We start from the raw sequence: 13,679 nt of genomic DNA, 5'->3' as shown, positions 1-13,679 counted from the left end.
ACAGCCTAGCGCAGATTTTTGCGGTGGTGACCTCCAACAAACGTCGAAAACAACCCCATGCACAGTAGCCGGCCGCAGCGGGATCAATGACTTAAGACGTGCGCCGTTTGCGGTCCCGAGAGTCCACGATATCAAGCTGGAATTTGACATGTCGGGCAAAACACCGGCATGATGTCATCATCCCGGAACCACGATCGCATCGTCGCCAAGCGCCTGCCACGCTGCGCCGGGCTACGCGTCGAACAGAGCGTTCACATCGCTCTCCGTCAGGGCCGACGCTATCCCGCCATCACGGTCGAACAGGCCATCGGCGAGCGCGCGCTTCCTGGCTTTGAGCTCGTCCATCTTTTCCTCGATCGTCCCGGTGGCCACCAGCCTGTAAACGAAGACGGCCTTGTCCTGCCCAATCCGGTAGGCCCGATCAATCGCCTGTTCCTCGACTGCGGGATTCCACCAGGGATCGAAAATGATGACGGTATCGGCGGCGGTCAGGTTGAGGCCGACACCGCCTGCCTTCAGGCTGACCAGGAAGATTTCGGCCGCGCCGTCCTGAAAGTCATCAATCGCCGTCTTTCGATCCCTAGTTTGGCCGGTGAGAATGCTGTAGCGCAAGCCTCCATCGTCGAAGCGCGTCCGGATCAGATCGAGCATCGAGGTGAATTGCGAGAAGATGATGATCTTGCGTCCTTCGCTCAGCAGCTCCCCCACCATGTCGATCAGGCGATCGAGCTTGGCCGAAGGCCGTTCGACGCCGTCGTTCAGTTTCAGCAACGCCGGATCGCAACAGGCCTGCCGCATCCGGAGCAGGGCTTCGAGCACCACGATGTGGCTCTTGGCAAGGCCGCGTTTTGCGATGGCCTCGCGAACCTTGCGCGACATCGTGAGCCTTATCGAATCGTAGAGATCACGCTGCGGCCCTTCCAGGGCGATAGCCTCCACCATTTCGCTCTTGGCAGGCAGCTCGGTCGCCACCTCCGTCTTGGTACGTCGCAGCAAAAAGGGCTTGACGCGCTGCGCCAATGCCGCGGTCCGAGCCTTGTCGGCGCGCTTTTCGATCGGCGTGCGCCACTGGCGCGAAAAGGTCGCCTTGTCGCCGAGATAGCCCGGGTTGACGAAGCTCATGATCGACCAGAGTTCGCCGAGATGATTTTCCATCGGCGTGCCCGTGAGACAGAAACGATGCTGCGCCTTCGTCTCGCGCAGCCATCGCGTGGTGGCGGCATCGGGATTCTTGACCGTCTGTGCCTCGTCCAAGACGGCCATATGCCACTCCCGCGCCAGCAGAATCTCGCGGTCCCTCGCGATCAGGGGATAGGTGGTCAGGACCAGATCGTGCTCCGCGATGGCAGGAAACTTGTGCTTGCGATCTGCCCCGTGCAGGACGAGGACCTTCAGATCCGGTGCAAACTTCTGCGCCTCGGCGGACCAATTCGTCATCAGGCTGGTCGGGGCGACGACCAGCACGGGATTGGCGAGGTGACCTCGCGCTTTCTCCAGCGCGATCAAGGCCAGGATCTGGACGGTCTTGCCCAGCCCCATGTCGTCGGCGAGGATCCCGCCCAATCCGCTCTCACGGAGCAGATCGAGCCATGCCACACCCTGCGCCTGATAGGGCCGCAGCGTGGCGCGAAAGGTCGGCGGCAGTTCCGGCGCGGTCAACCCTCGCGCCTGAAGCAGGCCTGCGAGGCGGCGAAGACTGTCGGCTCCCTGAAAGGCGAAGCGCTCGTTCTCGACACCAAGCAGCGGAACGACGTCCGCGCGCGACAGTCTGAGCTTTCTGGAGGCGCCCTCGAAAGCGCCGCTCATGTGCAGGCCATGCAGCGCGAGCACGAGCGGCAGGAAACGATCAGCAGCCAGCGCGACGTGCCGGCCATCGGCCAGCGGCAGAAGGAAACGTTCGCCCTTGTCCGCAAGCCGGGTCAGCAATTCGGGGCTGAAGCCGGGCGCCGAAACCAGCGCGGCCAGGAGTGGCGCGAGATCGCGTCGCTCGCCTTCGATCTCGATGCCGAGCGACAGTTCGAACCAGTCGATGCCGCTGGACTCGAACACCGCATCGAAATCACCTGACGAGTCCGCCAGCCGGAACGGAAAATCGTCGTCGACCAGGATTTCGAAACCTTCGGATCGCAGTTGCGCGGCCTGCAGGGCGATAAACTCGAACCAGCCGCGTTGATCTTTCAGCGTGAAATCCATGGCGTGCCGGAAATCGAGCGTCGGCATGACCCTCCTTGCGTCGCCAAGGCCGAAATCCTGCAGCCGCTTGCGCGCCTGCCTTTCCTTGCCTTGTCGCCGAGTGATCGCAAACACCTGCCCCGCTTGAAACAGCTCCAGGCGGCTCGCGCGCTGCGTCGGGTCGATATCGAACGGGCCGTAGCGGAAGCCGAGGCTGGCGACGGCCACGGGCCCGGGCTGCTCTTCCTTGCGATAGTAGTACGTGATCACGTGTCCCCGCATGAGCCGAAGCATCGGGCGTGGATCCTCCTCGATCCGTAGCGCGGCCTGCGGAGGCACGGGCAGAAGCCCGTGATGCAGTTCGGGCAGCTTCTGGCTCAGGCGGCGCGAGACCTCCTCCACCTGCGCGCGCGGAATGGCGGGCGCCGACAGAAACTGGCGGGCAAGTCGCGGCGGCAGACCCAATTGCACCGGCCCGATCAGTCCCGACGCCTCTTCGACATAGACCGGCGGCTCGGCATTGAGTGCGACTGCTCCGGGCACGACCAGGCTGGGCGCGACGCCGCGCTTGCCGGCCTGCTGCCATTCGATGCGGCCCTCGCGCGCGTCGGCCCAACTCAGCGGATTGCCCTTGTGATCCAGCCAGAATGCGCGGCCGGTTCCGACGATCCGCTTCAACAGCTCCTCGGGATACGGTCCTTGCGAATAATGGTTGCGAATTCGACCCGTGATCTCGGTCAGGAGATCGACGTCGACGTCATCGAAATATTTCGGCGCCCGATCGCGCTTGAACTCGAACAAGCTCGGACTGGCGTAGTTGCTGGCATACGCTCCGCCCTTGTTGATCCGAACCGACCGCAAGGACACGGCCAGATAGGGCATCGCCTCTTCCGACGGTGCCAGGCAATACAGCAATCGCTGGCTTCCTTCCGGGGCAGCGTCAATGCTCCGCACCGAGCGCCCGACGTCCTCGATCCAGCTTTGGACCTCAAAGGGGAGAACCGGGGGAGCCGAGGGCTTGGGATTCGAGGGCTTGGGATTATTGCCTGTCCCGGCCTTCGGCGTCGACGATGAAGCTTCGGGTACCTTGCCGCTCAACGTCTCGAGCAGAGTCGCGGCAACGTGCTTGCAGTTGAACGCCATGGGACAAGTGCAGTCGCCTTCGAGGTCGGTCAGCTTGTCGCCGCCGAATTCCAACAGGATGTCGACGCGGTAATGTTTGCCCTCGCTGCCACGTACACGAGCGCTGACGTGAGCCAGGTCGTCGCTGACCTCAACGCCCGAGACGCGGCCCTGCGCCTGATAGGCGTGCGCCTTCTCCATCGCCGCCCGGCTGAAGTGACTATAGATGTCCTTGCGCCTGAGAACGTCCGAAAGCACGTGCAGCGGTTCCACGATACGGTATCAACTTGCAGCATAGGCGCCTGAACCGGATCTTAGTAGACGTGAAATTCGGGTTACGAACAGGATGTACGATGAGCGAGGAGCCCGAAAGAAAACATCGAAGCCAACCATGCAAGTAGCCGGTGCCTGCGGGATCAACGACTTGCGATCCCGGGAAGCGACTGGCTCGTCGGGCAAAGCACTGGCACGATGTCATCATCCTGCCAACATCATGCCAACACGATCGCATCATGCCTGAAGCGTTCGCAGCTCTTGGCCCGGTCCCACATCTCCTCCCCAGACGGTCCGCAACGTTTTTGTCGGGAAAGGACACATGCCCAGAATCGACGTTGCTGCCGTCCCGGCCCGCAAGGGCTCCGGCTATCCCGCGCCCTTCGACATCCCTTGCGCCGAACGCATCCGCAAGCGGCTCGGCAATGCCGGAGGCCTTTCCGATTTCGGCGTCAATCTGATGCGCCTGCCGCCGGGCAACTGGTCGAGCCAGCGGCACTGGCACTCGCACGAGGACGAGTTCGTCTACGTGCTCGAAGGCGAAGTGATCCTCATCGAGGACGACGGCGAGACCGTACTGCGCGCGGGTGACTGCGCGGCCTTCCCGAAAGGCAGCGGCAACGGCCATCACATGATCAACCGGTCGGATGCCGTGGCCGTCTATCTCGAAATCGGCTCGCGCGCGCCCGAGGACCTCACAACCTGCTCCGACATCGACATGATGAGCGCCAATTCCGACGGAAGGTTCGTACACAGGGACGGCACGCCATACCCGGACTAATTGGGCCTGCTTTCGATTCTGTCTCCCAAAATGTCGAAAACAACTCCATGCACAGTAGCCAGCCGCAGCGGGATCAATGACTTACGATGCCGGTGATCCGCCCACAAAATTCCATGAGGATCTGACGACCCGCCGGCCAGTCACCAAGATGACTCCCGCCATTGATGTGGCCCGCCGCACCGACGTTGACGAGGTCACTGCCCCATTGCCCTGCTCTCGCTTCCACGTATGGCAGGGACGCGTAAGGGTCGTTGGTGCTGGCCACGATCAACGTCGGAAAGCGGAAGCGCTGTTCCGGCACGGGCGCGAACCCCGCGGCCTCGGCGGGGAACGCCGGCGACCGCGGATCGGGAACAGCAACAAGAAGCGCGCCCTTCACCCGGGCAGGCTTTTGTTGTTGCCAATGCGCGACGAGCAGGCAGGCAAGACTGTGGGCCACGAGCACCGGCGGTGTCTTTGCCGCGCTGACAGCCCGGTCCAGGGCTGCGACCCAGTCGACCAGATCGGGTTGATCCCAGCTGGCCGGAGCAAAACGGCGGATGGCGGGGTCAGCCAGCTCCCAATGGCTTTGCCAATGCGCTTCCCCGGAGTTGCCAATGCCGGGCAGGTGGATGAATTCCGTCACGCTTCACCTCATCGTATACCGCTACACCGGTGCGGAGCATGGCGATTTACAACCGCAGACGGAATTGGCATTCATCGGAAAGAGACGCGCAATTCCGATGGATTAGAGGTCATGACGAGAAATCAGGAGTTTCATCCCGTTGTCGATCCGACCGATGTTGCGATCATCGAAACGCTGCAGGACGATGGCCGCATCAGCGTCTCGGAATTGGGGAGAAAGGTCGGCCTGTCCCAGCCGGCCACCTCGGAACGACTGAAGCGGCTGGAGGAGCGCGGGATCATCAAGGCCTATCGCGCCGTCATCGATCCGGCCGCGGTCGGCCTCCACATGATGGCGATCATCCGGCTGCGGACGACGCACGAGCACATCAAGGCGTGCTTGAAGCAATTTGCGGAGATGCCTGAGGTCATGGAGGTCCTAAGGCTGACCGGAGAGGATTGCTTTCACCTCAAGGTGATCGTGCCCTCACCGGCGGAGCTCGAGAGCATCGTCGATGCGATTGCCCGATATGGTTCGGTCACGACCGCCATCGTGCTGCGGAGCGAACCGCCCAAGCGTATCGGGCGCGAGCTGATGCAAAGAAGCTAGCTCGCGATTTGACACGTCGGGCAAAACACCTGGATGATGCCATCATCCCGCAATATCGCATCAGCCCTGCTGCATCCGCCTGGCGCGCCGGCGCCAGTCGCTGACCGTGAGCCATACGGCCGAGACCAGGAAGTAGATCGCACCGACCGCAGCATAGCCTGCGACGTTCGCGATCGAGGGAGACATCGGCGTCGTGGCTTGAAAAATGAAGAAGCCGCCCGCGAGCGCCGACTGACCGCCGCTGAGCACCATGGCCCATTGCGCGCCAAAACTTTTCCAGCGCCGGATCGCCGTCCCCAGCTGGAGCAACCCGGACAGGATCGCCCAGGCGCCGAAGACGCCGAGCACCCAGTTCATGCTCGTTTGCAAGGCGACGATGACCGCGATGGTGGTCGCGAGGCTGACCACAACGTTGAGCGCCTGCGTGCGGTTTTGCGTGAGCCCGCCGCTGCGCAAGGCGTCCACAAGATTGGCCGCGGCGTCCCATGCCGGATAGAGCACGAGCAAGGCGCCGCCGATCGCCGCGGACGATGGCGCGACGGCAAACGCCGCAACGACCCAGGCGACGGAGAATGCCGCGCGGAGGAAGTAGTATTGCTTGAGCCATTGCTCGCGGTCGTCACGAACGAGATCCGTTTGATGATAGGCCATGTCTTCACTCCTTTACCTACTAGTTGGTAGTTTTCGCGCAGCGAGATGCCTTCACCCCGATGCCTGCGGGGTGCCGTTGTCGTCTCGTCGATGTCTCTCAGTGTTTCGTGGACAGCCGATCCAGCAGCGGAGCGGTGATCACACCGAACATTTTGGGATCGCCATAGGCGCGCGCCGACAGCATCGCGCCGTGAATGGTCGCCATGAATCCTTCAGCCTCGACCCGTGCCGTGCCGGAGAGTTTGAGTTGCCCCTTCCGCTTGCCGCGCTCCATCACCGACGTCAGCCAGGACGCCAGGAAGCGGAAATGCGAGCGGACTTCGAGTGCCACCTCCTCCGGCAGGATCGGAAGCTCGCTGGCCAGCAGCGCGCAGACGCAGAAGGGCGCCGTCGCATCGCCGATGCACGCCTCCCAGTATCCGACATAGCTTTTGAGCTGCTCGCGAGGGTCCGGGATGTTGCGCTCGAGCGCTGCCAGTCCCGCCTCGGCCTCGTCGCGATAGCGCGACACCAGGGTGCGGACGAGATCGACCTTGCTGGCGAAATGATGGTGGATGCTCGGCTTGCGAATGCCGACGACTTCGGCGACGTCGGCATAGCTGAAGCCGTTATAGCCGCCCGCGATGATCAGCTTGCGGGCGCAGGCCAGAATGTCGTCGGCGGTCGAGGAAACGTTGGTCATGGAGGATAACTACCTTCCAGTTGGTAGGGCGTCAAGAACCGGGTGCTTCACTCCCCCGTGAGTGGTAGGAGCCTCAAATGACCATTCGCCCGATCGTCCGCTACCCCGACCGCCGCCTCGCGATGCCCGCTCGCCCCGTCACCGCCTTCGACGACGGCTTGCGCGAGCTCGCAGCCGATCTGCTGGAGACCATGCGCGCCGCGCCCGGCATCGGCATCACCGCGCCGCATATCGGCGTGCCCCTGCGCGTCGTCGTGCTCGAGCTCGACGCCAGGATTGGCGCGCAGACCTACGTCAATTCCGAGATCGAATGGGCCTCGCCGGAGATGATCCTGCACAAGGAAGGCAGCGTCTCGATGCCCGGCGTCAACGACGAGGTGCAGCGCCACGCGCGGGTGCGGATCAGCTATCAGGATATCGACGGCAACACGCAGAGCGAGGAGTCCGACGGCTTGCGCGCCGTCTGCCATCAGCATGAGATCGATCAGCTCGACGGCGTGTTCTGGATCCAGCGGTTGTCGCGGCTCAAGCGCGAGCGGCTGGTGAAGAAGTATGAGAAGATGTTGCGGCCGTAGGGCGGATTAGCCGAAGGCGTAATCCGCCATTTTTTTATCGCGCGCCCCTCCCGATACGTCACGCTGGTCATGCCGATCAGCGGCGGATAGAGCAGCGCGATCGCCTGGGCGTGGCAGCTGTACCGCTGCGAACGGCACGTCTAGCCGGACACGATGGCGCGGCCGAGCCAGCCACCAGTCGCCGCGTCAAGCACGTCGGTCGCCGCGCCGATCGCCGCGGTGATGACGGCGTCCTGGCTGGTGCCGGAAATACCGAGCGCAGCCTTGCAGTCGACGAGCTGCAGGGCCTCGGAGTCGGCACGGTGGTGACGACAACTGTCATGAGCATACGTTTCTGAGGCCGCACGCATTTAACCCGGGCGGGCCGGCCCCAAAATGGGGCCGTGAAGGAGACGACTATGAAGAAAGAGCCGAATTATCTGCTGCGGAAACTAATCTGCAACGTCGTGATCGAGATCATCAGGTGGCTGCTCGCCCCTGACTAAGCGAAAGGAAATTGACAGTTTCGCTGAAAACCTAAGAACATGACATCCACCCAAAATTGGCAGAACGAGGCTTGGCGATGATCAATGTGGAGGACTTCAAAGACCGCATGGACGAGTACTACTACGCTTTCGGAAAGTTCATGAATTCAATCGCCGCCACGGAAGCTGGCTTGAATGCAACCGTGCTGAACTTCGTCAGCAGCCGCCTTAGGCATGATCTGAAAGACAGCTATGCGATACTTAAAGCAGTCCTGGGGGGAGGCCAACAGCTTGCTGCTGTCTCCGATACGTTAAAACGCCTTCTCGCCGCAACAACGAGCTCCGAGGCGCGTCAGAAGGAGCTTGCCTACGTCCTAAACCACCTCGCCAAAATCGGAATACTGCGCAATCGCATCGCCCACAACTCTGCGTCCGCTGACATGAGCCGAGGAGGTGCTTGGTATGATTCGTACAACAATAAGATGGCGAGCTATCAGTTTACAATACAAACACTGGACGCGGCGACTCGTGACGTGGGGGTCATTTCCGAGCGCGTGCACCGCGCGATGGAGCCCGACATTTACATTAATTCGGACAAAACACCCGATGGGGCCGAGCGACGAAAAGCTCTGTTCGATCCTTGGCACTACAACCACGCGATCGTGCTCGGCGAGACAATCGACATCGAGGCCCCTCCAGTCACTCGTCGCCAACGCAAACCCAAGAAATAGCTTAAGCCAGCTACGCAATGCGCCGCCTGACCTGGCCTGGTGGACTTCTTCACCGGAATGCGCGAGAGGATGTCGGAATGATCCATCCTCATGGTGATTGTCAGCATGCCCCCTGCTCCCATCATGACTGCAACATGCGCCTGCGGTGCCGTTGAAGTCAGAGTGTTCGGCAAACCGATCTTCAGCGCCGTCTGCTATTGCAACGACTGCCAGAAGGGTGCCGGCGAGATCGAGGCGCTGCCGAATGCACCCGCCGTGCGCGACGGCGACGGTGGAACGGCCTATATGCTTTATCGCAGGGACCGGTTCGAATGCGCCAAAGGCGCCGAACGCCTGAAGCCTCACAAGCTCAAAGAGACGTCGCCAACCAACAGGGTTGTCGCGACGTGCTGCAATTCGGCGATGTTCGTGAATTTCGATCGCGGCCCGCACTGGATCTCGGCCTACCGGGCGCGATTTCACGGCGACCTCCCGCCGCTCCAGGCGCGCATCTGCACGAAGTCGAGGCCGGATGGCGTCGTGCCGTCAGACGATGTGCCGAGTTACAAGAGCTATCCGCCCGGGCTGATCTTCAAGCTTCTCGCCTCGCGCATCGCAATGGCGCTGGGACGATGAGAGCGTCATCCGCCATCTTGGGCACGACGCGTTGAGAGATGGCGGATTACGCCTTGCGGCTAATCCGCCCTACTGCAGCGAGTTACTTCAGCGGCAGGAAAACCTCCGCGACGGCCTCATGCTCCGGCACCTCCGGGAACAGGCTCAGCCGCTGGCAATAGATCGGGAAGTCGCGCACCTCCTCGCCGCTGGCCGGAAGCCAGTCGCGATAGAGATAGAGCGCGGCGGGCTCCAGATTGTCGGTGAATCCGACGACGCGCAGCACCGCGCAGCGTCCGCCGGGGATCTCGCCGGCCTTGATCTCTTCGCCATTCGCCTCGATCGGTTGGTCGGTCCCGACGCAAAGGTCGATGCTGTATTCGTCCTGCTGCGCGGGACGCCCCTCGGAATGCCAGACGTTGAAGGTCGGGCTTGTCCTGGGGTGCAGGCCGGCGGCCCTGCGCCACGCGATAAACCGCCGGATCGTGTCACCAAGTGTCTCAGGACTTCCCCGATGCTCCAAGATCGCCACCCGCGTGGGGGGCACATCGCGAATCGTCACGTCGTCAGTGTTAAAGTTCTTCTGCATGAGCTTGCTCCTCGCGTTGTCGAGAGGCCCGAAGGCCGCAAGCCACGGCTCCCAGTCCGGCGATTTCCGGAACGACGACGGCGATTGCCCGAACCGTTGCCGAAAGGCGCGGGCGAAGGCGTCAGGTGCGTCGTAACCGGCATCCATCGCGATGTCGGTGACATCAAGGGCGTCATTGTAGGCCAGCTGATGCGACGCGCGCTTCAGACGGGCCAGCTGGACGTAGCGATGCACGGACAGCCCGAAGGTCGCCATGAACTGCCGGTGGAAATGGAATTTCGAGAACGCTGCGACAGCGCTCAAGCTGTCCAGGTCCAGCTCCGCCTCGAGATGCCGGTCGATATGATCCAGCACCCGCCGCATCCGGGCCTGATAGTTTTGCACTGCCGCCGTCATCGTTCCTCCTCCGTGGCGGCTTGAGTTAGGCCGGGATGGCCGTGATGCGCTCGACCGATCTTGCGGTTTGGGAGCGCTCGTAGGGCGGATTAGCCGAAGGCGTAATCCGCCATCTTACGTCTCGTCGCGCGGGCAGATGGCGGATTACGCTTCGCTAATCCTACTGGATCACAAATTTCGTCGTTGGCTTAGCGGTATGCGACGGGTGCAACATGAGCATCGTTGCAGGTTCGCTACAATCGCGACCGCCAACAGGCGATGGATGGTTGCGATCGAGTTCGGAACGTGGCGTTGCGGCCGGATCGGGGGCGCCGCGGGGTCGGTAACCACGGGGAAGGGCAGGTTTTTCGATTGCAGCGGCGCCATCAGGTCCTGAGGGGGGAATCCTCTCCCGCTCGGAGATCAGAAAACCGTAGGCTGCGATCGACATCGTGCCGTGGTGGTGAAAGCCTCGCCACGTGCGCCCCTCATAGTGGCCGAGGCCGATTTCCTGCTTGAGTTCCTGATAATCGCGCTCAATTCGCCAGCGCAGCTTGGCTAGATCGACGAGGTCGCGCAACGGCATGTCGTGGTCGACGGTTGCGAGCCAGAACTTCGTGGGCGCAGCTTCGTTTTTGGGCCATTCGATTAGCAGGATCTCTTCGGCAAACTGCGCTTCGCCCCGTATTGGCGCGGCACGCACGCGTACGCTAGCAAAGCGTGATCGCAGTTTCTCATTGCTGCCGTCTCGCCACGTGATGGTGCGCCAAGCGTGTTTGGGCAGGCTGCGCGCCAAAGCTTCGACGCTGACGCGCTTCGGCTTCCGATTGTCCTCGCGCACCGCGCGCACTTTGACGGTCGAGACGATGGCTGCCACGTAGTCTAGCCCCAAGCCCGTGATCGCTCGGCGCAGACCGCTGTTCGTCCCATAACTCGCGTCAATCAGCACGGCACCGCAAGCCACCTTTGCCGTCACAGCCGCGCGGATCTGCTCCAGCGCAAGCTGCGGTTTGGTTTTGAACCTGATCGAGCGTGGCACATGCGCCTCGGCGCGGCGCGATCTGTCGCCTGTCCACGCTCGCGGCAGATACAGCCGATATGCGATCGGCAGACTGCCATGATGATTGGCGATCGACAGCGTCACCGCCACCTGGCAATTGGCCTGCTTGCCGAGTTGTCCGCAATATTGATGATGGACCCCGACCGAATGCCGGCCCTTCTTGGGAAACGACGTATCGTCGATGATCCAGGCTTCGATCGGTCCATGCCGCGTCATCGACGGCATCACCAGGTCTCGCACCTTGGCCAGCATCTGATCGTCCGACCATTCCGAATTGGCAACGAAATGCAGCAGCTTCTGATGCTGTGCCGAAACCTGCGCCGGCGCTGTCACTGCCGCCATCGGCTCCACGCTGCGACGCCCTTCCGTCGCCAATAGCCCTGAGCAATAATCCCGCAGCGGTCCCGCCCGGTCCGCGTGCCCAACCACCTTCGTCAGCTCGCCGACATACGCCCCAAATCGATCCGCAATCGCCATTCCGCTGCCGCGATCCATCACAGCCTCCTCGCTAGACGGAAAGCTCAACAACCATCTGATTCCAAACTAAAATCAAACGTGGCAAACTGACTCAGCTAAATGACTCAGTCGTACTAATCCGCCCTACGCACCTGCCCTACCCGCCCGCCATCAGCGCCTTCGCCAGCGCCATATACGCCGGCAGCGTCACCGGATCGTTGGCGGCATTGCCCGCCACGGGGTGCGAGGCGTAGCGCGCGATCACCATTTCGGCTTTGGGATCGATGTAGATGCCCTGGCCATGAACGCCGCGCGCCATATAGGCGCCGTGGGCGTTGTGCGTGACCCACCATTGGTTGCGATACGACGCGCCCGGCAGCGTGGTGTAGCCGGCCGGCTTGAACTTTTCGGGATCGCCGCCGCGCACGATGTCCTCGACGACCGATGACGGCACGATCTGGCGGCCGTTGAAGCGGCCAAAATTGCGGATGGTCTCGCCGAAGCGGGCGAGATCGCGCAAGCTTGTCGAGAGGCCGCCACCGCCGCTCTCGGTGCCGATGCGATCGACGTGATAATGCGCGTCTTCCTCCGCGCCCATCGGCGCCCAGATCCGCTCGGAGAGCAGATCGGACAGCGTCATGCCGCTGGCGCGCCTGACGATCCACGCCAGCACGTCGGAATTGACGGTCTTGTAGGCAAAGGCCTGGCCGTGCTCGCCCTGCTTTGTCTGCGCGACGAGAAACTCGAAGATGTTCGTCGCGCCCTCATAGTCCGGCGGGATCGGCGCCATGCCGTTGGCGCGCCGCAAGCCCCACACGGCGGAATTTTTGTCGGTGTAGATTTCGGTGTATGCGAGCGCCGTTGTCATATCCATGGCCTCGCGCACGCGCGCATCACCAAAAGCGCTTGCCTTCAACTCCGGCACATAGTCCGTGACCGGCGCCTGCGGATCGATCTTGCCCTCCGCGATCAGGATGCCGGCGAGCGTGCCGGTGAACGACTTCGTCACCGACATCGCGATATGCGGCTTGTGCGGCTTCAGCGCGCCGAAATAGCGCTCGTAGATCAGTCTGCCCCGATGCAGCACCGCGATGCCGTCGGTATACGTCTCCTCCAGCATGTTCGCGAACGTCATGGGACGTCCGTCCATCGTGGTCGAGACAACCCCGCCGATGTCCTGCTCCGCGCGCGGCAACGGCGACGCGGGCCCCGCCCCGCGCCAGACATTCACCGTCGGCACCAGCTGGCGGATGTTGCTCCAGGCCCAGCGCAACTCAGGGAAGCTGCGGAACGAGCCGTTCTGGAAGGTGATGGTGCGGTCGGGCGCCGGCGGAAAACCGCGCATCCAGCCGAGGGTTTCGGGATCGGTTTCGGCGGAGGTGGCAGGTGGTTGCGTGGCGTTGACGGACATTGACACGAGCTCCGAAGGGTGGAGCTCGTGTCGTAGCATGGGAGCCCATGGTGCACATCCGACATGGGTGCTGGGCACCTGCGCAACAATCAGGATGGCGGCAACTCGCTGAAGGGATCGAGCACAGGCACACCGAGCGGCGCGAAGTGCCTGACGTTGCGGGACAGGATCGTCAGCGCATACTGCTGTGCCGTCGCAGCAATGATGACATCAGCAAATCCGGGCGCATGCCCCTGCCCGCGGGCCCGGTCCGATAGCGGCCCCGCGAGCCGCGCCGTCGCCGTGTCGAATGCCAGGATTCGGTCGCCATAGAGATGCAACATGGCGTCAAGCCATTGAGCCAGGTCCCTACTCCTGCGCGTGGCTTTCTCGCGCCGCAGCTTGGCTATTCCGTCCTCAACCTCCGCAATCGTGACGACGGACAAAAACAAGGAGGCGGATTGCGCGTCCATCCATTCGACCAGCGCCAAGGGCGCCGGCCGCTTCGGCGAGGCCGCAGAAATGACGTTGGTATCGACGAGGTACACGTC

14 protein-coding genes are annotated in these 13,679 nt (G+C 62.5%); 5 read left to right on the top strand and 9 right to left on the bottom strand.

The features are described 5' to 3' along the window. Positions 1–231 precede the first annotated feature (231 nt). Positions 232–3,552 (bottom strand): DEAD/DEAH box helicase, encoded by a 3,321-nt coding sequence (locus V1280_RS03150; protein ID WP_334518876.1) that lies wholly within the window; start codon positions 3,550–3,552, stop codon positions 232–234. A gap of 337 nt (positions 3,553–3,889) precedes the next feature. Between V1280_RS03150 and V1280_RS03145 the strand changes: the two genes are divergently transcribed. After that, on the top strand, positions 3,890–4,348 hold the full coding sequence (locus V1280_RS03145; protein ID WP_334518874.1) for a cupin domain-containing protein: 459 nt from the start codon (positions 3,890–3,892) through the stop codon (positions 4,346–4,348). Between the two features lie 73 nt (positions 4,349–4,421). Here V1280_RS03145 and V1280_RS03140 read toward each other — a convergent pair whose 3' ends face one another. Beyond that, entirely contained in the window at positions 4,422–4,973 is a 552-nt protein-coding gene (locus V1280_RS03140) for an RBBP9/YdeN family alpha/beta hydrolase (RefSeq protein ID WP_334518872.1), read from the bottom strand. Positions 4,974–5,084: 111 nt separating this feature from the next. On the opposite strand from V1280_RS03140, the gene V1280_RS03135 reads away from it, so the two are divergent. After that, positions 5,085–5,561, top strand: coding sequence for an Lrp/AsnC family transcriptional regulator (locus V1280_RS03135; RefSeq protein WP_334518870.1), 477 nt, complete (start codon positions 5,085–5,087; stop codon positions 5,559–5,561). Between the two features lie 60 nt (positions 5,562–5,621). Here the strand turns inward: V1280_RS03135 and V1280_RS03130 are convergent, their stop codons facing one another. Beyond that, positions 5,622–6,212, bottom strand: a complete 591-nt coding sequence (locus V1280_RS03130) for a DUF308 domain-containing protein (protein ID WP_334518868.1) — start codon at positions 6,210–6,212, stop codon at positions 5,622–5,624. A 97-nt stretch (positions 6,213–6,309) separates the two neighbouring features. Further along, positions 6,310–6,894, bottom strand: a complete 585-nt coding sequence (locus tag V1280_RS03125; RefSeq protein WP_334518867.1) for a TetR/AcrR family transcriptional regulator — start codon at positions 6,892–6,894, stop codon at positions 6,310–6,312. Positions 6,895–6,971: 77 nt separating this feature from the next. Here V1280_RS03125 and V1280_RS03120 point away from each other — a divergent pair, with 77 nt between their 5' ends. After that, positions 6,972–7,469 (top strand): peptide deformylase, encoded by a 498-nt coding sequence (locus V1280_RS03120; protein ID WP_334518865.1) that lies wholly within the window; start codon positions 6,972–6,974, stop codon positions 7,467–7,469. Positions 7,470–7,609: 140 nt separating this feature from the next. Here the strand turns inward: V1280_RS03120 and V1280_RS03115 are convergent, their stop codons facing one another. Beyond that, the gene (locus V1280_RS03115; RefSeq protein WP_334518863.1) at positions 7,610–7,819 is read right to left on the bottom strand and encodes a phage head-tail connector protein; all 210 of its coding nucleotides are present in this window, start codon (positions 7,817–7,819) and stop codon (positions 7,610–7,612) included. A gap of 206 nt (positions 7,820–8,025) precedes the next feature. Here V1280_RS03115 and V1280_RS03110 point away from each other — a divergent pair, with 206 nt between their 5' ends. Together V1280_RS03110 and V1280_RS03105 are read left to right on the top strand one after the other, a co-directional pair. Continuing rightward, the gene (locus tag V1280_RS03110) at positions 8,026–8,664 is read left to right on the top strand and encodes a hypothetical protein (protein WP_334518861.1); all 639 of its coding nucleotides are present in this window, start codon (positions 8,026–8,028) and stop codon (positions 8,662–8,664) included. Between the two features lie 90 nt (positions 8,665–8,754). After that, positions 8,755–9,279, top strand: a complete 525-nt coding sequence (locus V1280_RS03105) for a GFA family protein (protein ID WP_334518859.1) — start codon at positions 8,755–8,757, stop codon at positions 9,277–9,279. 82 nt (positions 9,280–9,361) lie between these two features. Here the strand turns inward: V1280_RS03105 and V1280_RS03100 are convergent, their stop codons facing one another. From V1280_RS03100 to V1280_RS03085, 4 genes are all read right to left on the bottom strand, one after another. Further along, on the bottom strand, positions 9,362–10,243 hold the full coding sequence (locus V1280_RS03100) for an AraC family transcriptional regulator (protein WP_334518857.1): 882 nt from the start codon (positions 10,241–10,243) through the stop codon (positions 9,362–9,364). 160 nt (positions 10,244–10,403) lie between these two features. Then, positions 10,404–11,759, bottom strand: a complete 1,356-nt coding sequence (locus tag V1280_RS03095) for an IS701 family transposase (protein ID WP_334538154.1) — start codon at positions 11,757–11,759, stop codon at positions 10,404–10,406. Positions 11,760–11,895: 136 nt separating this feature from the next. After that, positions 11,896–13,149: a serine hydrolase domain-containing protein gene (locus tag V1280_RS03090; protein ID WP_334518855.1), complete on the bottom strand. Its 1,254-nt coding sequence runs from the start codon at positions 13,147–13,149 to the stop codon at positions 11,896–11,898. 89 nt (positions 13,150–13,238) lie between these two features. Next, positions 13,239–13,676 (bottom strand): type II toxin-antitoxin system VapC family toxin, encoded by a 438-nt coding sequence (locus V1280_RS03085; RefSeq protein WP_334518853.1) that lies wholly within the window; start codon positions 13,674–13,676, stop codon positions 13,239–13,241. Between the last annotated feature and the right edge of the window lie 3 nt (positions 13,677–13,679).

This window comes from Bradyrhizobium sp. AZCC 2230, assembly GCF_036924495.1.
Classification (GTDB): Bacteria; Pseudomonadota; Alphaproteobacteria; order Rhizobiales; family Xanthobacteraceae; genus Bradyrhizobium; species Bradyrhizobium rifense.
Note: the sequence above shows the minus strand (reverse complement) of the source record. Positions and strands in the feature narration are given on the sequence as shown.

Bases quoted from the DNA above. Each gene is read 5' to 3' on its own strand.
- V1280_RS03100 (WP_334518857.1), bottom strand. From the start codon at position 10,243: ATGACGGCGGCAGTGCAAAACTATCAGGCCCGGATGCGGCGGGTGCTG.
- V1280_RS03105 (WP_334518859.1), top strand. From the start codon at position 8,755: ATGGTGATTGTCAGCATGCCCCCTGCTCCCATCATGACTGCAACATGC.
- V1280_RS03130 (WP_334518868.1), bottom strand. From the start codon at position 6,212: ATGGCCTATCATCAAACGGATCTCGTTCGTGACGACCGCGAGCAATGG.
- V1280_RS03090 (WP_334518855.1), bottom strand. From the start codon at position 13,149: ATGTCCGTCAACGCCACGCAACCACCTGCCACCTCCGCCGAAACCGAT.
- V1280_RS03115 (WP_334518863.1), bottom strand. From the start codon at position 7,819: ATGCGTGCGGCCTCAGAAACGTATGCTCATGACAGTTGTCGTCACCAC.
- V1280_RS03145 (WP_334518874.1), top strand. From the start codon at position 3,890: ATGCCCAGAATCGACGTTGCTGCCGTCCCGGCCCGCAAGGGCTCCGGC.
- V1280_RS03120 (WP_334518865.1), top strand. From the start codon at position 6,972: ATGACCATTCGCCCGATCGTCCGCTACCCCGACCGCCGCCTCGCGATG.
- V1280_RS03095 (WP_334538154.1), bottom strand. From the start codon at position 11,759: ATGGCGATTGCGGATCGATTTGGGGCGTATGTCGGCGAGCTGACGAAG.
- V1280_RS03125 (WP_334518867.1), bottom strand. From the start codon at position 6,894: ATGACCAACGTTTCCTCGACCGCCGACGACATTCTGGCCTGCGCCCGC.
- V1280_RS03135 (WP_334518870.1), top strand. From the start codon at position 5,085: ATGACGAGAAATCAGGAGTTTCATCCCGTTGTCGATCCGACCGATGTT.